The organism is Niallia sp. Sow4_A1, assembly GCF_052116745.1.
GTDB classification, from domain to species: Bacteria; Bacillota; Bacilli; order Bacillales; family Cytobacillaceae; genus Niallia; species Niallia hominis.
Map to the genome: position 1 here is coordinate 17,519 of NZ_JBQKKM010000038.1, position 20,281 is coordinate 37,799.

General features: G+C 35.2%; 16 protein-coding genes and 1 other annotated feature. Of the genes, 13 read left to right on the forward strand and 3 right to left on the reverse strand.

The annotated features are described in order from the left end of the window. Positions 1–53: 53 nt before the first annotated feature. Both ACTQ5K_RS18460 and ACTQ5K_RS18465 read right to left on the reverse strand, forming a co-directional pair. Entirely contained in the window at positions 54–1,166 is a 1,113-nt protein-coding gene (locus tag ACTQ5K_RS18460) for an AI-2E family transporter (RefSeq protein ID WP_441131277.1), read from the reverse strand. Positions 1,167–1,415: 249 nt separating this feature from the next. After that, a complete protein-coding gene (locus tag ACTQ5K_RS18465) occupies positions 1,416–2,576 on the reverse strand; it encodes an ROK family protein (protein WP_441131276.1) in 1,161 nt (386 codons plus the stop codon). 278 nt (positions 2,577–2,854) lie between these two features. Between ACTQ5K_RS18465 and xylA the strand changes: the two genes are divergently transcribed. Together xylA and xylB are read left to right on the forward strand one after the other, a co-directional pair. Next, positions 2,855–4,162, forward strand: coding sequence for a xylose isomerase (gene xylA / locus ACTQ5K_RS18470; protein ID WP_031534809.1), 1,308 nt, complete (start codon positions 2,855–2,857; stop codon positions 4,160–4,162). A 192-nt stretch (positions 4,163–4,354) separates the two neighbouring features. Continuing rightward, positions 4,355–5,854: a xylulokinase gene (gene xylB, locus ACTQ5K_RS18475; RefSeq protein ID WP_031534808.1), complete on the forward strand. Its 1,500-nt coding sequence runs from the start codon at positions 4,355–4,357 to the stop codon at positions 5,852–5,854. A gap of 51 nt (positions 5,855–5,905) precedes the next feature. Here xylB and sspI read toward each other — a convergent pair whose 3' ends face one another. After that, positions 5,906–6,112 carry a small acid-soluble spore protein SspI gene (gene sspI / locus ACTQ5K_RS18480; protein ID WP_441994192.1) on the reverse strand — a complete coding sequence of 69 codons (207 nt, stop codon included), beginning with the start codon at positions 6,110–6,112 and terminating at the stop codon, positions 5,906–5,908. A 182-nt stretch (positions 6,113–6,294) separates the two neighbouring features. Between sspI and ACTQ5K_RS18485 the strand changes: the two genes are divergently transcribed. The 11 genes from ACTQ5K_RS18485 to ACTQ5K_RS18535 all read left to right on the forward strand — a co-directional run bounded on the left by ACTQ5K_RS18485 (position 6,295) and on the right by ACTQ5K_RS18535 (position 20,259). Beyond that, positions 6,295–7,041, forward strand: a complete 747-nt coding sequence (locus ACTQ5K_RS18485; protein WP_031534804.1) for a TrmH family RNA methyltransferase — start codon at positions 6,295–6,297, stop codon at positions 7,039–7,041. A 102-nt stretch (positions 7,042–7,143) separates the two neighbouring features. Then, positions 7,144–7,394: a binding site (T-box leader), on the forward strand. 66 nt (positions 7,395–7,460) lie between these two features. Further along, positions 7,461–8,501 carry a phenylalanine--tRNA ligase subunit alpha gene (pheS, locus tag ACTQ5K_RS18490; protein WP_031534802.1) on the forward strand — a complete coding sequence of 347 codons (1,041 nt, stop codon included), beginning with the start codon at positions 7,461–7,463 and terminating at the stop codon, positions 8,499–8,501. 16 nt (positions 8,502–8,517) lie between these two features. Continuing rightward, a complete protein-coding gene (pheT, locus tag ACTQ5K_RS18495) occupies positions 8,518–10,932 on the forward strand; it encodes a phenylalanine--tRNA ligase subunit beta (RefSeq protein WP_031534800.1) in 2,415 nt (804 codons plus the stop codon). Between the two features lie 176 nt (positions 10,933–11,108). Continuing rightward, positions 11,109–11,369, forward strand: coding sequence for a cell division protein ZapA (gene zapA / locus ACTQ5K_RS18500; protein ID WP_031534798.1), 261 nt, complete (start codon positions 11,109–11,111; stop codon positions 11,367–11,369). An 8-nt stretch (positions 11,370–11,377) separates the two neighbouring features. Continuing rightward, on the forward strand, positions 11,378–11,920 hold the full coding sequence (locus ACTQ5K_RS18505; RefSeq protein WP_031534796.1) for a CvpA family protein: 543 nt from the start codon (positions 11,378–11,380) through the stop codon (positions 11,918–11,920). 161 nt (positions 11,921–12,081) lie between these two features. Then, the gene (gene polX, locus ACTQ5K_RS18510) at positions 12,082–13,797 is read left to right on the forward strand and encodes a DNA polymerase/3'-5' exonuclease PolX (protein WP_031534795.1); all 1,716 of its coding nucleotides are present in this window, start codon (positions 12,082–12,084) and stop codon (positions 13,795–13,797) included. 70 nt (positions 13,798–13,867) lie between these two features. Beyond that, positions 13,868–16,219: an endonuclease MutS2 gene (locus ACTQ5K_RS18515; protein WP_031534793.1), complete on the forward strand. Its 2,352-nt coding sequence runs from the start codon at positions 13,868–13,870 to the stop codon at positions 16,217–16,219. Between the two features lie 37 nt (positions 16,220–16,256). Beyond that, a complete protein-coding gene (locus ACTQ5K_RS18520) occupies positions 16,257–16,664 on the forward strand; it encodes a DUF350 domain-containing protein (protein WP_031534791.1) in 408 nt (135 codons plus the stop codon). Between the two features lie 171 nt (positions 16,665–16,835). Further along, positions 16,836–18,515, forward strand: coding sequence for a long-chain-fatty-acid--CoA ligase (locus ACTQ5K_RS18525; protein ID WP_031534790.1), 1,680 nt, complete (start codon positions 16,836–16,838; stop codon positions 18,513–18,515). Continuing rightward, positions 18,508–19,263, forward strand: coding sequence for an electron transfer flavoprotein subunit beta/FixA family protein (locus ACTQ5K_RS18530; protein ID WP_081836536.1), 756 nt, complete (start codon positions 18,508–18,510; stop codon positions 19,261–19,263). The genes ACTQ5K_RS18525 and ACTQ5K_RS18530 overlap by 8 nt, the downstream gene beginning before the upstream one ends. A gap of 15 nt (positions 19,264–19,278) precedes the next feature. Further along, positions 19,279–20,259: an electron transfer flavoprotein subunit alpha/FixB family protein gene (locus ACTQ5K_RS18535; protein ID WP_031534786.1), complete on the forward strand. Its 981-nt coding sequence runs from the start codon at positions 19,279–19,281 to the stop codon at positions 20,257–20,259. The last annotated feature ends 22 nt before the right edge of the window (positions 20,260–20,281 follow it).

The window sequence follows — 20,281 nt, forward strand, 5'->3', positions numbered from 1 at the left end:
AAATTCCCTTTTTCTTATTTCAAAGAAAATACTATAACTTATACCAAAATCTTTTACTCGATTGGAGGGATTTGGGTATTTAATATAGCTGCTTTCCGTGCTTTAAGGAGACGATTAATATTAACTACAATCGTTTTGACAGCAGCATAGGTCGGTACGGCAAGAATCATTCCTAAAATTCCTGCTAAATTTCCTGCTACTAATAACAAAATAATAATTGTTGCTGGATGGGTATCCAACCTTTTTCCTAGAATTAATGGAGATAGGATATTTCCTTCAATCTGTTGAGCAATGGTAATGACAATAATAACTAGGAACGCTTGTGTTGGCGATGTGAAAAGGGCGATTATAACAGCTGGTGCACCACCAATTAAAGGACCAACATATGGAATAATATTCGTAACAGCAACAATTAAGGCCATTACAAGTGCATAATCAAGCCCAATACTCAAATAGCCGATTAAAGATAAGGTTCCTACAAACAAAGCTACTATTACTTGTCCTTGAATATAGGCTGCAATTGTTTCACTTGTATCTTTAATAATTCTTAAACCTTCTTTTCGATAAGAAGAAGGGAAGAATTTTGATAATGCTTCAGGAAATTTGCTACCATCTTTAAAACAATAGAAAAGTAAAAATGGAACCGTTACAATAGTAATGGTGATATTCGTCATGGTACTGATAACTGTCCCAATTCCATTTGTTATATTGCTTGGAATAGTTTGAGCATAAGCCTTTAGGTTCTCCGTAATATCCTCAATTTTTACATATTCTTGGTTCATAATCCATTTATACTGTTTAGTATCATTTAAGTATTGGAAATAGTGAACTGCATCATCAGCATATTTAGGAATATTGCTAAATAATTCGCTAACCTGTTTACTAATCATCGGTACAACACTGCCAATTGCCAAAATAATAATTCCAATCACTGCAAGATAGAGAATAATAATTGCGAGTGTTTTCGGAATTTTATTTTTTTGCAAAAATTTAACGATTGGATTAAGTAAAAAATATAAGAAACCAGTAATTATAATTGGCACAAAAAGTGTGGAAAATAGCACTGCAACTGGTTTGAATAAAAACGTAATTTTTGTGCAGAGATAAATAATGGCAGTGATGATGAGGATCTGCAGTAACCAATAATGAAACTTCTTCTTTGTCAAAATTTTTCACCTTTTTCTTATTTTGTATAGCAAGTATAGCATATTCATTCAATTTCTTGTAAATATTGTATTATGTATTTTAAACGATTGTATCACACTTTACGTTCATAATGATATTACGAGATAAGGAGGAGAAAAGTTTCATTTATCCTAAGAAGATTTCCTTTAAAGTATAAGAAAAAATGATACAATCTGTTATTTTTAGAAACAAGATTGTATCACTCCATGAACCATACACAAAATGCTATGTTAATCTGTATTAATAATTTTCAGATGGGAAATATTTAAGAAATTACGAATGTTCAAAGCGGTAGCCCCAAATAAAGATGCCTTCGAACCTAAACTGGAATTTTCAATGACGATGTCTTTATTAAAGGAGCTTTGCAGATTATTGCTGATTAATGAAAGTATCTCAGGGATTCTTCGAATGACAGAACTGTTCATGAATATAACCTTTGGAGCAAAAAAAGTCATTATATTGTTTATGCCCTTCGATAAATTATAGCAATGTTCTTGAATAATTTCTTGAACAAGGGGGTCTTTAGCAAAATATAGCTCAGCTAATAAATCAGGATTGACATCTGTTAACTCTTTCTTTTCTTTGAACAGCTCTAGAAGAACTTTATCGGAGCAGTACTGCTCTAAGCAACCTTTATTCCCACAAGGACAAGCTTTGCCGTTTGGATAAAGCACAGAATGACCAACTTCACCAGCTCTTCCATCTAGTCCTGTAAATAATTGACCATCTATTATAATTCCAGCACCGATCCCACTGTGAATACTTAAACTGATTAAGTTATTAAATTCAGTAGAAAAAGTAGACTCTCCTATTGCTGTTAAATTTGCTTCGTTTTCAATATGGATAGGATACTGGTATAGCTTCGTTAATTCCTCATAAAGTTCCATTTTGTCTAAATCATAATATGGTGTAAATGAGATAGTATTTTCATTTACAATACCATGAATCGCAATTCCAATTCCGATAATACCATAGGTTGTCAGATGGCTTATTTTTTGATATTTTTCAATTATATTTGAAACATGTGCAATGACATTTTCTTTTGTAATAAATATACCTCTTTCTTTATTGTAAAAGACAACTTCTCCATCTAGGTATGTGACCATTGTGGAAATGAAGTCATAGCCAAGCTCGATAGCGATTGAAAGACCTGCTTTATTATTTAGTTGTAAAAGAATTGGTTTTCTTCCTCCAGAATGACTACTCTCACCAATTCCAATTTCTTCAATAAGTTTATCCTCAAGTAATTTCTTTGTTATATCAGATACAGTTGCTTTATTTAAACCAATATTAGATGAAAGACTTGCTCGAGAAATGGGAGCATGTTGAACAATTTGCTCCATGACAAGAGAAGCATTTTGCTCTCTAATTACATATTTATCTGTGACCATTATTTTCCTCCAAACTAATTAATCCCCTTATAACGATGCTCATATTGTTAGGTTACCATACTAATTAAAATACTTCTATTAAATTTATGGATAAAATAATAAAAATACTATTGTAAGCGCTTGACAAAAAATATAGTTAGATTTATGATTAATGCAGTTAGTATACTGAACTAACAAATTAAAAATGATTTAATAGAATAGAAAGAAGATGCTACTTTTAAAAAGTAAGTTAAAGCAAGAACAAAAATATCTTTTATAACAATTAGGAGGGAATTAACATGGAATTTTTTCCAATGATTAAAGAAGTCAAATATGAAGGACCAAAAACTGAAAATATTTTTGCTTACCGTCACTACAATCCAGAAGAAGTAGTTTTAGGAAAAACAATGAAAGAACATTTACGATTCAGCTTGGCATGGTGGCATACATTAACACAAGATGGATCAGATCCATTTGGTGCAGCTACTAATGTTCGTAACTGGTTTGGTGAAACACCAATGAAAACAGCAAAAAATAGAGTAGAAGCAGGCTTTGAATTAATGGAAAAAATGGGCTTTGAATTCTTTTGCTTCCATGATGTTGATATTGCTCCAGAAGGGGAAACATTACAAGAGTTCTTCGACAATTTAGATGTAATCACAGATTTGATTAAAGAGAAGATGGATCAAACAGGTATTAAATTACTTTGGAATACGGCTAATATGTTTACAAATCCTCGCTTTGTACATGGGGCTGCTTCATCATCAAATGCAGAAGTTTTTGCATATGCTGCAGCTCAGGTGAAAAAAGGGTTAGAAATCAGTAAAAAGCTTGGCGGCAAAAACTATGTATTCTGGGGTGGCCGTGAAGGATATGAATCTTTACTAAACACAGATTTACAACTTGAACAAGACAACATGGCTCGTTTTTTCCATATGGCAGTTGATTACGCAAAAGAATTAAATCATGAAGTTCAATTTTTAATTGAGCCAAAACCAATGGAGCCATCAAAACACCAATACGATTTTGACGCTGCGACTGCAATGGCTTTCTTACAAAAATACAATCTTGATAAACACTTTAAACTAAACTTAGAAGCAAACCATGCAACATTAGCAGGGCATACTTTTGAACATGAAATGGCAGTAGCTAGAAGCTACAATGCACTTGGATCTCTGGATGCGAACCAAGGGGATGTAATGCTTGGATGGGATACAGATGAATTCCCAACTAATATCTATGATACAACTCTAGCAATGTATCAAGTGCTAGAAAACGGAGGAATTGCTCCTGGTGGTATTAACTTTGATGCGAAAGTACGCCGTTCTTCTTTCTCTATGGAAGATTTAGTGCTAGCACACATTGCTGGTATGGATACCTTTGCACGCGGATTAAAATCAGCTGCAAAACTAAAAGAAGATCGTTTCTTCGACAAAGAAATTGAACGTAGATATATGAGCTATACAACTGGAATTGGTAAGTCCATTGTAGAAGGTAAAGAAGATTTGAAAACATTAACAGAATATGCATTACAACATGATCAAATTGAAAATGAGCCAAATCATCTAGAATTCTTAAAATCTCGTTTGAACGATTATTTAGTATAATATAAATATAATAATTTGGTATAACACCATAAAGGGGTGTCTCAGGTAGAAGGAATTGGCATCACAAGTTTATTAGTAGGAGCTAATTGAAAATAATCTACTATTTATACTTGTGGAGGTCTAAATCTCTATAAATGAGGCAGCCCTTTCTTTTATCATTTGTCACATGACTTAGGAAGGGAGAGCGTGAAAATGTCGTATGTAATAGGAATTGATTTAGGAACTAGTTCATTAAAAGGCTTGTTAGTTGATAAAGAAGGCAAGGTTCTTATAACAAAGAGCTCTGAATATGAGCTTCTGACTCCTCAGCCAAAATATAGTGAACAGAATCCAAATGTTTGGATCGAAGCATTGGATATTGTCTTAAAAGAAATAATTGCCGCATTTCCAGAAGCAGCATCAGAAACAGAGGGAATTAGTTTCTCTGGACAGATGCATAGCTTGGTTTTATTAGATGGAAATGGTAAACCATTAAGAAACGCAATTTTATGGAATGATGTGAGAACAAGCAAACAATGCCTGGAAATAATGGATAAAGCGGGACAAGAAGTTATTCAAATTACAAAAAACAAAGCGTTAGAAGGATTTACTTTACCTAAACTACTGTGGGTGAAGGAAAACGAGCCGACCATATGGGAAGAAGCAAAGCACTTTTTATTGCCAAAAGATTATTTAGGATTCTATTTAACTGGCAATAAGCAAATGGAGTATTCAGATGCTGCTGGCACCTTATTGCTAAATGTGGAAGAAAAGGTTTGGAGCGAATCTATTGCTGAATTATTTGATTTGCCACTATCTATTTTCCCTAAGCTTGTCGAGTCTTCTGACAAAATAGGCGTAATGAATAAACAACTTGCAGATAAGTATGGCTTTACAAATGAAATCGCTGTATTTTCTGGAGGTGCGGACAATGCTTGTGCAGCAGTTGGGGCAGGGATTGTGCAAGAAGGTATGGGATTAGCAAGTATCGGAACATCTGGCGTATTTCTTTCCTATGAGCAAGATGGGCAACAGGATTATGAAGGAAAAGTTCATTATTTCAATCATGCAATAAAAGACAGTTTTTATTCCATGGGTGTAACCTTATCTGCCGGATATAGCTTGAATTGGTTTAAAAATACTTTTGCTGCAGATAAACGCTATGATGAGCTTCTTTCTAATATGGGGAATGTGCCAATTGGTTCAGATGGTTTATTGTTTACGCCTTATATAATGGGAGAAAGAACACCATATACAGATAGTCAAATTAGAGGAAGTTTTATTGGCATGGATGCAAGGCATACATTAGATAACTTTGCACGTGCTGTTGTGGAGGGTATCACTTTTTCACTTAATGATAGTAAGATATTGATGGAGGAAAATGCAAATAAGCAATTTACACGCATTGTCTCTGTAGGTGGCGGAGCAAAAAACAGTAATTGGTTACAAATTCAAGCAGATATCTTTAATGCGCCAGTCGTTAATTTGACAGTCGAACAAGGACCGGGATTAGGAGCAGCGATGATTGCTGCTGTTGGATTAGGTTGGTTCCCAACGATGAATGAGTGTGTGGAGAAATTTGTTCATTATAAGGAAGAGTTTCAGCCAATTCCTGAAAATGTGAAGAAATATGAAAAGGTATATGAAATTTATAAAGGTGTATATGAAGCAACAAAAGAAACTGCACATAAATTACATGCGTTAAATGAGTAGTTTATTTTAAAATGCTAAACCAAAAAGAAGGAGAAACCTCCTTCTTTTTGGTTACTTTAGTCCATTTTCCAATGTCTGCAACATTTCAGTTTTATCATCTTCAGAAGAATTTTTCCAAATTACTTCGAATAGAACGCCTAAACCAGGTAACATTTTCTCTTCCCCATTTTGAATAGCATCCACGATGGTGTCTTTTAATTCATCTTGAGAATTTCCAGAAACATTGTGGATTATTGCATTTCGTAAATTTAAATTCATAATAAGCACCCTTCTTTCCATTGTTATCTATCAACACCATTTCAATTGGAAATGATATTAGATAGACGTTTTGTAGAACACATCTATTTTTATCATTTCACTAATGCCGTTTATTATGTATTTTATTTAAGCTATAATAGAGGACATAGAGATCATCTGGTGATTATGAAGGAGAATAGTAAGTGAAACACATACTTTCAGTAAAAAATCCACAAATTAAAGAATGGAAAAAAAGATTAACAAAAAAGGAAAGAGATAAAACGGGAACGTTTTTGGTGGAAGGCTTTCACCTTGTGGAAGAAGCATTCAAAGCAGATGCCATCATCGATTTGATTATTTCTGAAGATATAGATGTACCTGCTTGGAATTATAGAGATATACCGATAACAATTGTTACGAAAGAAATCATTAAAGAGCTTTCAGATACAGAAACACCACAAGGCATTCTTGCACTCTGCAAACAGCAAAGTCATCAAGAAATACTATCCACTGCTCAAACCTTTATTGCGATTGATCAGGTTCAAGATCCTGGTAATATGGGAACCATTATCCGAACTGCAGATGCAGCAGGGATAGATGCTGTTATTATAGGAGAAGGAACTGTTGATATATACAATCCAAAAGTAGTTAGATCCGGTCAAGGCAGCCATTTTCACTTGCCAATCATAAAAACAAATATACCTGCATTTATAGAGGAATTGAAAGAAAGAAAGGTTCCCGTTTACGGTACTGCACTTGAAAATGGCAGAGATTACCGAGAAACAGTAAAAACAGACGAGTTTTGTTTGATTGTCGGGAATGAAGGCAATGGTGTAAGCAAAGAAGTTTTAAGTAAGACAGATACCAACTTGTATATCCCTATTTACGGAAAAAGTGAATCCTTAAATGTTGCTGTAGCAGCTGGGATTTTGATGTATTATTTTAAATAATCTGTTTTCCTAAATAAAGTTTTCGAAATGGTGGAATCTTAGGCTAAAAAGGCATTTGAAAACTGAATAGATATATATTATAATTAAAAACAAATTACATGAATAAAGACATTGATGGAGAAAAGTAATTGGTGATTTTTAATCAAGGGAGAAAATGCCGCAGACTGTAAGCATTTTTATTAAAAACATGAATGAAGTTCACCTCCTGAGTCGGCATCGGGACCATTTTTTCTTTTTAGAAATGATGTAAAGATGTACCGGTATAGACTACCGTTATCCAAATGAAGTGAACTTGTTTTATCATACATACAAGTTAATTAGGGTGGTACCGCGACAATAACCTCGTCCCTTTTTTGGGGATGGGTTTTTTTTATGCCAATTTTCATGCAAAATCAACCAATATATAAGGAGGAAAAGTGATGGAAGATAAATTAAAAGAACTGCAAGCTGAAGCACTATCACGCATTGAAAACAGTAATGATATGAAAGAACTAAATGAAATTCGTATCGCATATTTAGGTAAAAAAGGTCCAATTACAGAAGTGTTAAAAGGAATGGGAAAGCTATCTGCTGAAGAAAGACCAAAAATGGGTGCACTAGTAAACGTAATTCGTGACGATATTACTAGCCACATTGAAGCTAAACAAAAGGCTTTAGAAGAAGCAATTGTCCAAGAAAAAATTGCTTCTGAAACAATTGATATTACCTTACCAGGTCGTCCAGTTTCTGTAGGAAATCATCATCCGCTTACAAGAGTAGTGGAAGAAATTGAAGATCTCTTTATTGGTATGGGTTATACCGTGGAAGAAGGACCAGAAGTGGAAAATGATTACTATAATTTCGAAGCATTGAATCTTCCTAAAGATCACCCAGCGCGCGATATGCAAGATTCTTTCTATATAACAGAAGAAACATTACTTAGAACACAAACTTCTCCAATGCAAGCAAGAACGCTTGAGAAGCATAAAGGGAAAGGGCCAGTGAAAATTATTTGTCCTGGTAAAGTGTATCGCCGTGATAATGATGATGCGACACATTCCCATCAATTTATGCAGATTGAAGGACTTGTAGTAGACGAAAACATTCGAATGAGCGATTTAATTGGAACATTGGAAGTTTTTGCTAAAAAAATGTTTGGGGAAGATAGAGAAATCCGCTTGCGTCCAAGCTTTTTCCCATTCACAGAGCCTTCCGTTGAAGTAGATATCTCTTGCTTTATCTGTAAAGGTGCAGGCTGTAGTGTATGTAAAAAAACAGGCTGGATCGAAATTTTAGGAGCGGGAATGGTTCATCCAAATGTATTGGAAATGTCGGGGTTTGATTCAAAGAAATATTCTGGTTTTGCCTTTGGAATGGGTCCAGAGCGAATTGCGATGTTGAAATATGGAATTGATGATATTCGTCATTTCTACACAAACGATGTACGTTTCTTAAAACAATTTTCAGTACCGGAATATTAAGGGTGGAGGAGAAAAAATGTTAGTATCCTATAATTGGTTAAATGAATATGTAGATTTGAATGGTATTAATCCCGATGAATTAGCGGAAAAGATAACGAAAAGCGGGATTGAAGTGGAAGGTGTTGAAATTCTTGATGAAGGGATTAAAAATGTTGTTATCGGTTATGTTGTAGAGCGTGAACAACACCCAAATGCAGACAAATTGAATAAATGCTTAGTAGATGTAGGTGAAGGGGATCCAATTCAAATTATTTGTGGAGCGCCTAACGTTGATAAGGGACAAAAAGTTGCTGTCGCGAAAGTAGGAGCAGTACTTCCTGGGAACTTTAAGATTAAAAAGGCAAAACTTCGCGGTGAAGAATCAAATGGAATGATCTGTTCTTTACAAGAACTTGGAATTGAAGGGAAAATGGTTGCAAAAGATTATGCGCAAGGTATTTTTGTTTTTCCAAGCGATGTGGAAGTTGGAAAAAATGCCCTAGAATACTTACAACGAAATGATGCTGTCTTAGAACTAGGGTTAACTCCAAACCGTGCTGATTGCTTAAGCATGCTTGGTGTAGCGTATGAAGTTGCAGCAATCTTAGGAAAAGATGTTAAATTACCTGATACTGCATATCCAACTATTAACGAGAAAGCATCTGATTATATTCAAGTATCTGTCGAAGAAAATGGAGATACACCATTATATACAGCAAGAGTAATTAAGAATATTAAAATCGCTCCATCACCATTATGGATGCAAGGAAAATTAATGGCAGCAGGAATTCGTCCACATAACAATGTAATAGATATTACAAACTATATTTTATTAGAATATGGTCAGCCGTTGCATGCTTTTGATTATGATAAAATAGGATCAAAAGAAATTCTAGTAAGAAAAGCCCAAAGTGGAGAAAAAATTACGACGCTTGATGAAGCAGAAAGAACGTTATCAGCAGACAATTTACTAATCACGAATGGAAAAGAAGGAATTGCTGTTGCTGGAGTAATGGGTGGCGCTAATTCTGAAGTGCAATCTAATACAACCACTGTGTTATTAGAATCTGCTTATTTTGACAGTAAAGTCATTCGCAGATCATCAAAAGTGATTGGGTTAAGAAGTGAAGCAAGTGCTAGATATGAAAAAGGGATTGATCCAAATCGAGTGCGCATAGCTGCAGATAGAGCATGTCAATTATTGCATTTATATGCAAGCGGAGAGGTGCTTGAAGGAGAAGTAGCGGTTGATACATTAACAGCTGAACCAAAAGTTGTTTCCATTACGCTAACTAAAATTAATCAAACCCTTGGAACTTCTTTAGAGTCAAATGCAGTTACTGCTATTTTTGACAGTCTACAATTTACAACACAAGTTATGGGAGATACGTTCACAGTAACGGTTCCAACGAGAAGAAATGATATTGTCATTGAGGCAGATTTAATCGAGGAAGTTGCCCGTCTGTATGGGTATGATAATTTACCGAAAACATTGCCTATTGGCGCATCTACACCGGGTACCTTAACTTCTTATCAGAAGAAGCGTCGTATGGCTCGCAGATATTTGGAATCAGCTGGTTTATATCAAGCGATTACGTATTCATTAACAAATGAAGCGAAAGTCCATAGCTTTGCTTTAGAAAAAAGAAATCCAATTAAACTTGCAATGCCAATGAGTGAGGAACGTGCATTATTACGTCAAAGTATCGTACCACAGCTTTTAGAAGTACTAAAATACAATGCAGCAAGACAAAATGAGAGCAGTGCCGTTTATGAAACAGGAGTTGTTTTCCTAGCGAATGAAAATCAGGAACTTCCAGAAGAAAAAGAACATTTAGCTGGAGCTGTGACGGGAATATGGAGCACTCATCCATGGCAGGGAGAAAAGAAAGCTGTTGATTTCTTTGTTGTAAAAGGTGTATTAGAAGGTCTGTTCCAAAAGTTAGGTGTATCGGAGAAAATTACTTTTACAAGAGCGGAAATGGAAGGAATGCATCCAGGAAGAACGGCTGAAATCGAATTTAATGGAGACGTTATTGGGTTTGTTGGTCAAGTTCATCCACAAATGCAAAAGGAATTAGATTTAAAAGAAACGTATTGCTTTGAACTAGACTTAAGCAAATTATTTGCAGTAGAAATAGAAGCTTTACACTATACTTCTATTCCTCGCTTCCCTTATGTAACAAGAGATATAGCGCTTGTTGTGGATAAACAAATTCTAGCAGGAAATCTTCAAGGAATCATCCGAGATGCCGGTGGGAAATTATTGAAAGATGTCCAAGTGTTTGATTTATATGAGGGAGAAAAAATGGAAGAAGGCAAAAAGTCAATTGCATTCTCCTTAACTTATTTCGATCCAGAACAAACATTAACAGATGAAATGATCAGTAAAGTTCACGAAAAAGTACTTGCAGCTGTGGAAGAACAAGCAGGAGCTACTTTAAGAGGCTAACGAAATAGTAAAAAGCATCCCATCGTTCTATTTTGGGATGCTTTTTTTCTTGATGGAAATAGTAATTCTTTCCCCTTATAACAAGTCTTGAGATAGAATCTATTCGAATGACTTCCCTAGCAAGAATAGTTCATGATATGATAGAAACTAGGATTCTTTAGAATGGAGGCATGGGCGTGTCAAATACCCCTAAAAATCGTACAAATGTTGATATATACGGAACACCATATACAATAATAGGGGAAGAACCTTCTAGTCATGTTAGACTGGTTGCCTCCATAGTAGATAAAAAAATGCGTGAAATTCATGTCATGAATCCCTCACTTGATTTAAATAAACTAGCAGTCCTTACTGCTGTTAATATAGTAAATGACTATGTAAAGCTAGAAGATCGAGTGAAAGAACTGGAAGAAGAATTAAAAAGAGAAAAGGACTGACAATGTTCATGTTGGATATTATTTTGGTTATATTGCTGCTTTTTGGTCTTTTAAGAGGACTAAAAAGAGGATTTATTATGCAAATTATACACTTAACAGGATTTATTGTTGCGTTTATTGTTGCTAATAAATATTACATACCACTATCGCAAAAATTAACACTATGGATTCCCTATCCAAATACAGGAGAAAGCAGTTTTCTACATTCTTTTATTCAGACTGCGAATATAGAAGATGTTTTTTACAGAGGATTCTCCTTTATTGTGATATTTTTTGTCGTGAAAATTATTTGGCAAATTCTTGGTAGTATGATAGATTTTGTTGCTAGTATTCCAATTTTAAAACAGTTAAATACATGGGCTGGTGCTGTATTAGGATTTATCGAAACGTATTTGCTATTATTCCTTCTATTATATATTTCTATTTTAATCCCAATTGATTTTATACAAGCTCAATTAAACGAATCCTCTGTAGCAGCTTGGATGATAGAAAATACTCCTTATTTTTCAGAGAAAATTAAAGATTTATGGTTCGACTATATCGCTTCATAGAAATTAGGAAACTCTTCTAGCTTTGTATGTAGCTAGTGGAGTTTTTTGTGTGGTTAGCAATTACGAACATCATTATTGAAATATTGAAGTTCATGGTATGATATGTAGTGTAGGCAGAATTTAGAAAATAGAAGATTTATTATATCCATGTAGGTGATGAAATGACAATAACAAACAAAGATATTATTCGATTATTAGAGCAAATAGCGATATATATGGAGCTTAAAGGAGAAAATCCTTTTAAAATTTCAGCTTTTCGAAAAGCTGCAAATACAATAGAAACAAGTGAATACAATTTAACCGAGATAACAGATTTAACACAGTTGCCTGGCATCGGCAAGGGAACAGCGGCTGTTATAGAAGAATATATAAAAGAAGGAAAGTCTTCCGTATTGCAAGAATTGAAAGACGAAGTTCCGAAAGGGTTAATTCCTTTGCTACAGCTACCAGGTCTTGGTGGGAAGAAGATAGCGAGATTATATAAAGAGCTATCTGTTGAAAATGCTGATGATTTAAAAAATGCCTGTTTAGAAGGAAAAGTTCAAGCGTTAAAGGGATTTGGAAAAAAGACAGAGGAAAAAATACTAGAATCTCTGCAAAATGTTGGATCAAGACCAGATCGATTACCGATTGCCTTTATGATCCCAATTGCTGTTTCGATTGAAGAGGCATTATCGAAAATGGAGGGGGTTGTCCGCTATTCAAGAGCAGGAAGCTTAAGAAGAGTGAGAGAGACCATTAAAGATTTAGATTTTATTATTGCAACAGAGAATCCTGAACAAGTGAAAACACAGTTGCTTCAGCTTTCCTCTATTAAAGAGGTAATTGGAGCAGGTGCAACAAAAGTAAGTATTGTTCTTGGACTCGATTACGACGTCTCTATAGACTTTCGTTTAGTAAAGCCAAATGAATTTGCAACAACGCTACATCATTTCACCGGTTCAAAGGAACATAATGTGCGAATGAGACAGCTAGCAAAGGAACGTGGAGAAAAGATAAGCGAATATGGTGTGGAGAATAATGAAACAGGAGAAATTAAAACCTTCGAATCAGAAGAAGCTTTCTATCATTATTTCGGACTACCATTCATTCCTCCTGAAATAAGAGAAGATGGAAAAGAAGTAGACAACTATTCAGATCAAAGTGAGCTCATTTCCTTGGAAGATATTAAAGGTGATTTGCATATGCACACAACAGCAAGTGATGGTGCACATACATTAGAGGAAATGGTAGAAGCGAACCGTCATTTAGGCTATCAATATATGGCGATAACGGACCATTCCCAATATTTAAAGGTAGCAAATGGATTAACACCAGAAAGAGTACGCAAGCAAATACAAGAAATTAAAAGACTTAATGCAAAGTATGATGATATCACTATTTTAGCTGGGGCGGAAATGGATATTCTTCCTGATGGGACTTTAGATTATGAGGAAGATTTATTGAAAGAATTAGATATTGTTATTGCTTCCATTCATTCTGCGTTTTCCCAATCGAAGGAAAAGATTATGACTCGTTTAAAAGCAGCCATGGAAAATAAGTATGTCGATATCATTGCACACCCAACTGGTAGAAAAATTGGGAAAAGGGATGGATATGCTGTCGATATGGACATGCTTATTCAATTAGCAAAAGAAACGAACACTGTTTTGGAGCTAAATAGTAATCCGAACCGTTTAGATTTAAATGCTACGTATATTAAAATGGCGCAGGATGCTGGCGTGAAGATTGTTATTAATACAGATGCCCATTATAAGCATGAGCTTCATAATATGGCAATAGGTGTTTCCACAGCAAAAAAAGGCTGGATTAAAAAATCGACGGTCCTAAATGCGATGACAAAGGAAGAACTATTGGAATTTTTGTATAAAGGCTAATATATAAGCAAATAGAGAATACTTACAAACATCATTAACCCATAAGCGGGATAGCAAAGGAGATTACTCCATGCAGGAAAGAGTATTAAAAACGTTAGAATTTGATAAAATAAAAGCGCAATTAATGGAGCATGTTTCTTCCTCTTTAGGCAGAAATAAAGTAGAAGAACTAATTCCATCAACGGATTACAATGAGGTAGTAAGATGGCAAGAAGAAACAGATGAAGCGGCTAAAGTATACCGAATGCGGGGAACAATTCCTCTTGATGGGATTTATGATATCGGTGCCCATGTGAAAAGGTCTTCTATCGGTGGAATGCTGAGTCCTATCGAATTAAATCATGTTGCAAGTACTGTTCATACTAGTAGACAAATGAAACGTTTCATTGAAGAATTTCATGAAGAAGAAGCTGTGCCTATTCTTTTTACCTTAACAGATAGTATCACGGTATTAGCCGAATTAGAAGAAGAAATAAAGATGGCGATTGATGAACAGGGTTCGGTTCTAGACAGTGCAAGTGATACACTCAGAACGTTGAGAAATCAATTGCGTAGAAACGAAGCAAAGGTACGGGAGAAGCTAGAAAGTATGATTCGTTCCTCAAATGCCCAAAAGATGCTTTCAGACAGTATTATTACAATAAGAAATGATCGCTATGTTATTCCAGTTAAACAAGAATATAGAGGGAATTATGGTGGAATTGTTCATGATCAAAGTGCTTCAGGGCAAACTTTGTTTATTGAACCACAGTCTGTAGTTACCTTAAATAATGAGTTGCAAGGAATTCGAGTCAAGGAACAGCAAGAGATAGACCGTATTTTGACCCAATTGACGGCACTTGTTGCGCAAAATGAAGAGGAATTATTGCATATTGTTACGGTATTAGCTGACATTGATTTTATGTTTGCAAAAGCCAAATACGCTCACCGCTTAAAAGCATCGAAACCAAAAATCAACGATGAGGGAAAAATTGTACTTCTTAAGGCTAAGCATCCACTTATACCACCAGAAGTTGTTGTAGCAAATGACATTGTCCTTGGAGATACGTATAAATCGATTGTGATAACAGGGCCAAATACAGGTGGTAAAACGGTAACCTTAAAAACGGTAGGACTATGTACGTTAATGGCGCAGGCAGGACTCCAAATTCCAGTTTTAGATGGTTCTGAAATGGGTGTATTTAAATCCGTTTATGCAGATATTGGAGATGAACAATCTATTGAACAATCATTGAGTACTTTCTCCTCCCATATGGTAAATATCGTAGGCATACTTGAAAAGGTGGACCATGAGAGCCTTGTTTTATTCGACGAGTTAGGAGCAGGAACAGATCCGCAAGAAGGGGCAGCACTTGCTATCTCTATTCTTGATGAAGTAAATAAAAGAGGTGCAAGGGTTATCGCAACAACTCACTATCCAGAGCTAAAGGCATACGGATATAACAGAGAAAGTGTTGTGAATGCGAGTGTAGAATTTGATATTGAAACACTAAGCCCAACCTATCGATTACTAATCGGCGTACCAGGTAGAAGTAATGCCTTTGAGATTAGTAAACGACTAGGTTTAAAAGAAGATGTTATTGAAACGGCTCGTTCACATGTTAGTGAAGACAGTAATAAAATTGAGAATATGATTGCTTCTTTAGAAGAAAGCCGTAGACAGGCTGAACGGGAGCATGAAGATGCTAAAGATTTATTAAAGCAAGCAGAAATGCTTCATCGTGATTTACAGAAACAGGTAATGGAATATTACGAAAAGAAAGAAACACTGCAGGAAAAAGCGAAAAAAGAAGCAAAGGAAATTATGGAAGAAGCAAAGAAAGAAGCAGAAGCTGTAATTGGTGATTTAAGAAAAATGCAGCTTGAAAAACGTGCTGAAATTAAGGAGCATGAATTAATTGATGCTAGAAAACGTTTAGAGGATGCAACGCCACAAATAGAAATAAAAAAACAACAAGCAGCAGCCAATACAAACCATGTTTATCAGCCAGGAGATGAAGTAAAGGTCCTTACCTTTAATCAAAAGGGACAATTACTAGAAAAGGTTTCAGATAAGGAATGGCAAGTTCAAATTGGCATTATGAAAATGAAAGTGAAAGAAAAGGATCTTGAATTCATAAAAGCACCAAAGGTAGTGGAAACAAAACCGCTTGCTACAATAAAAGGAAGAGATTATCATGTGAGCTTGGAATTAGATTTGCGTGGCGAAAGATTCGAGAATGCTTTAGCAAGAGTAGAAAAATATATTGATGATAGTCTCCTTGCTGGCTATCCTCGTGTCTCGATTATTCATGGAAAAGGAACAGGTGCACTTCGCTCAGGTGTTCAAGAGTATTTAAAAAATCATAGAGCGGTGAAGAGAATTCGTTTTGGGGAAGCAGGAGAAGGTGGAAGCGGCGTAACTGTAGTGGAATTTAAATAATCCCTTCTTTTAAAGAAAATGGTAGAGGAGAAACCTTATGGATCAATTTTGGGAAAATGAATATGTAAAAACGGCAGGAGATTATAGTGTTGTTATTTTAAGCCTAGTTGTATTTTTGGCTATTTTTGAACTCGTCACAAAATATAATAATTGGGATGAAATCAAAAATGGCAATATTGCTGTTGCTATGGCTACAGGCGGCAAAATATTCGGTATTGCAAATGTATTTAGACATTCGATTATGCATAATGACTCTTTATTGACAATGATAGTATGGGGTGTGTATGGATTTATACTATTACTAATCGGCTATTTCATTTTTGAATTTTTAACACCAAAATTTAAGATTGATGAAGAAATAAAAAATGATAATCGAGCTGTAGGGTTTATTTCCATGATTATATCCATCGGTTTATCTTTCGTTATAGGAGCAGGCATTTCTTAATAATGACCAAATTAAAGGGGCTTTCACTTAGTGATGGTCCCTTTTACTTGGTTCCAGCAATATAAGCCTATTTTTTCTATTCGATTAAAAGTAGGCTTATACATAATCCAATTAAAGTATTCTTCCATATAATAAGCTAGTACAATAATAGAATTAAATGGAGGAATTGTGTTGGAAACTGAGAAAAGATGGTTAAAACTTTACCCCGACCAAATAGCCAAAAATGTCTACTATCGGGCAGATACTCTCCCACAATTATTAGAAAATGCCGCAAAAGAGTATGCAAAGCATAAAGCCATTCATTTTATGGGAAAAGAAATGACTTTTAAAACACTATACAAAAAAACATTAAAATTAGCAGCATATCTACAAAATTTAGGGATAGAAAAAGGGGATAGGGTTGCTGTAATGCTTCCAAATATTCCTCAAACAGTTATTAGCTTTTATGCGATTTTGCAGGCGGGAGCTATTGTAGTTCCGGTAAATCCTTTGTATCAAGAAAGAGAAATAGAATTTATATTGAAAGATTCAGGTGCGAAAGCAGTTATTACATTAGATATGCTTTATAACAGAGTGGAGAAAGTGAAGGAGCAAACAGATTTAGAACATATCATTGTAACTTCTATTAAAGATTACCTTCCATTTCCAAAAAATATTGTCTATCCTTTCGTGCAAGCAAAAAAGCAGGGAAAGCCTCCAATTATTCCATCATCAAAATCCACTCATCTTTTTACCCAAACAATAAAGAAGAACTATAAGCTTAAAGAAGTATCGATTAGTTTTGAAAAAGATATAGCAATCCTGCAATATACAGGAGGTACGACAGGATTTCCTAAAGGAGTTATTCTAACCCACCAAAATTTAGTTTCAAATACCTCTATGTGTAGACAATGGCTATATAAGATGGAAAAAGGCAAGGAAATCATGCTTGCAGTAATGCCATTATTCCATGTGTATGGTCTTATGACAGTCCTTGTTTTATCTGTGATGGAAGTGTATAAGATGATTCTTGTTCCAAGATTTGACGCAACAGATCTATTAAAAACAATCCAAAAACAAAAAGCGACTATCTTTCCAGGCGCACCTACTATTTATATTGGATTAATGAATCATCCAGATATTAAGAAATACGATCTTTCTTCCATTAAAGGAGCGATAAGTGGATCTGCTCCATTACCAGTCGAGGTTATCGAAAAATTTGAGCAAAAGACAGGTGGAAAGATTGTAGAGGGATATGGATTAACAGAAACATCTCCCGTTACCCATGTGAATTTCCTTTGGGACAATGAAATAGTGAAAGGAAGCATTGGTGTGCCATGGCCTGGAACAGATGCTGCAATTTTTTCCATAGAAACAGGAGAAATGTTACCAGTAGGTGAAGTTGGAGAACTTGGTATTAAGGGACCACAAGTAATGAAAGGCTATTGGAATAATGAAGAAGAAACCGAGAAAGTTTTAAAAGATGGCTGGTTATTAACAGGTGATATCGCATATATGGATGAAAAAGGTTATTTTTATATCGTCGATCGAAAAAAGGATATTATCATTGCCAGTGGATTTAATATTTATCCACGTGAAATTGAAGAAGTCTTGTATGAACATCCAGCTATTATGGAAGCATCAGTTGTTGGTGTAAAAGATCCTTATAGAGGAGAAACGGTTAAAGCATTTGTCGTTTTACAAGAAGGCATGACCGTGACGGAAGAAGAATTGAATAAATATATGCGCAGCAAGCTGGCGTCGTTTAAAGTTCCTCGCATCTATGAATTTAGGAAAGAACTTCCAAAAACGGCAATTGGTAAAATATTGAGAAGACAATTAAAGGAAGAAAGTGAAGAAATAAATGAGTAATAAAGCATTGCATCTAGTTGTCTTATTATCGAGGACCATTTCACCTGAAGCATCTTTAGTGCTTGATTCTGGACAAGTTTTTGTGGAAGACGATAACTTCATCATCAACCCGCCAGATGCAATTAGTTTAGAAGAAGCATTGCAATTTAAAGAGAAATATAATACCGAAATTACAGTGTTAATGATAAGCGGAAAAGAAGGGGAGAAACAACTAAGAGCTGCTTTAGCTATGGGAGCAGATCGGGCTGTTTTAATAGAATGTCACCCATCAGAAGATGAAGCGCCATCCATAGCTAAAAAAATCGCTGAATATTTGCGAGAGATTGACTTTGACATCATCTTAGCAGGAGATTTTTCTACAGATGGAGCAACTAGTCAAGTAGGACCTCGAGTTGCTGCCTTATTAGATATTCCCTTTTTTACCAAAACAGTCAAAATCGAAAAAGAGGAAGAAAGCGCCATATTAAAACGAAACACGGATGGGGACATAGAAACATTTTGTGTTGCTTTTCCTTTCTTAGTCACCATTCCACAAGGATTACATGTTCCACGTCTGCCCTCACTTGCTGGAATTATGAAGGCAAAAAAGAAACCCTTAGTGTATAAGCAGTCAGAAGAAATGGCATTAAAAGAAAAATCGAAACAGTACGCATACCCTAAAATGAAACGAAAGCAGACAATCTTTCAAGGAGAAACACAAGAAAAGGTAATGGCGTTAGCAAAATTGTTAAAGTCATTACATGAATAAGTGGAGGAATTAATAATGAAAGATAAAATTATTATTTTGGGCGAATATCAACAAGATAAAATTTCCTCCATCACCCTTGAGTGTATTTCAGCTGCAAAGCAACTACAAGGGGAGGCGGAGATTATCCTTTTATTAATGGGAGAAGATAGAAAAAAAGATGCTTGCGAATTGCAACAATATGATGTTGATCAAATTGTTTTAGTGGAGCATCCTTTGCTTTCTAGATTCTCAAATGAACCTTATGCTAAAGCACTTTTATCCGTATGGGACCAACTTAATCCTGCTATCCTTCTGTGGGGACACACAGATATAGGCAAAGCCATTTCTCCCTATTTAAGTGAAAAATTAGATATTCCTTTGTATTCGAATGTAGAGAGCGTTGAATATAATGAAAAAAGGTTATTCTTAACTCGACCTGTTTACTCTGGAAAATTAATAGAGAAAATAGAAGTAAATACGCCCACTTTTTTTCTAACAATTAAGCCGAAAAAGTGGAAAGCTTCACAGAAGAAGTTAGAAAGGAATTGTACGATTCGTTCCTTAAAAGTAAAAATTGATAAATCTATTCCGACTTTAATTGGACTAGAACAAAAAAAGCAGCAGACGCTTAATTTGGAGGATGCAAAGATTATTGTTGGTGCGGGTAGGGGAATTCAGAATGAAGAAGGGTTTGCTCTGATTAATCAATTAGCAAAAACTATTGGTGGAACGGTTGGTGTATCAAGAGGAGCTGTAGAATTAGGTGTATGTGATGCATCAATGCAACTTGGTCAAACAGGTAAAACTGTAGCTCCTGATCTTTATATTGCTTGCGGTATTTCCGGAGCCATCCAACATTTAGTGGGTGTTACATCAGCCAAAACAATCATAGCCATTAACAAAGATCCTCATGCGCCTATTTTTGAAGTAGCCGATTATGCAATTGTAGGAGACCTCTTTGAAATAATCCCTGCCTTAATGAAAGAATGGGACAATCCAACAATCGAAATATCTTGAATGTATTATCAAGTTATAGGGG

What these genes read in the sequence shown, in the direction of transcription:
- ACTQ5K_RS18465 (WP_441131276.1), bottom strand. Translation starts at nt 2,576, where the DNA reads ATGGTCACAGATAAATATGTAATTAGAGAGCAAAATGCTTCTCTTGTC.
- xylA (WP_031534809.1), top strand. Translation starts at nt 2,855, where the DNA reads ATGGAATTTTTTCCAATGATTAAAGAAGTCAAATATGAAGGACCAAAA.
- xylB (WP_031534808.1), top strand. Translation starts at nt 4,355, where the DNA reads ATGTCGTATGTAATAGGAATTGATTTAGGAACTAGTTCATTAAAAGGC.
- sspI (WP_441994192.1), bottom strand. Translation starts at nt 6,112, where the DNA reads ATGAATTTAAATTTACGAAATGCAATAATCCACAATGTTTCTGGAAAT.
- pheS (WP_031534802.1), top strand. Translation starts at nt 7,461, where the DNA reads ATGGAAGATAAATTAAAAGAACTGCAAGCTGAAGCACTATCACGCATT.
- pheT (WP_031534800.1), top strand. Translation starts at nt 8,518, where the DNA reads ATGTTAGTATCCTATAATTGGTTAAATGAATATGTAGATTTGAATGGT.
- ACTQ5K_RS18505 (WP_031534796.1), top strand. Translation starts at nt 11,378, where the DNA reads ATGTTGGATATTATTTTGGTTATATTGCTGCTTTTTGGTCTTTTAAGA.
- polX (WP_031534795.1), top strand. Translation starts at nt 12,082, where the DNA reads ATGACAATAACAAACAAAGATATTATTCGATTATTAGAGCAAATAGCG.
- ACTQ5K_RS18515 (WP_031534793.1), top strand. Translation starts at nt 13,868, where the DNA reads ATGCAGGAAAGAGTATTAAAAACGTTAGAATTTGATAAAATAAAAGCG.
- ACTQ5K_RS18520 (WP_031534791.1), top strand. Translation starts at nt 16,257, where the DNA reads ATGGATCAATTTTGGGAAAATGAATATGTAAAAACGGCAGGAGATTAT.
- ACTQ5K_RS18530 (WP_081836536.1), top strand. Translation starts at nt 18,508, where the DNA reads ATGAGTAATAAAGCATTGCATCTAGTTGTCTTATTATCGAGGACCATT.
- ACTQ5K_RS18535 (WP_031534786.1), top strand. Translation starts at nt 19,279, where the DNA reads ATGAAAGATAAAATTATTATTTTGGGCGAATATCAACAAGATAAAATT.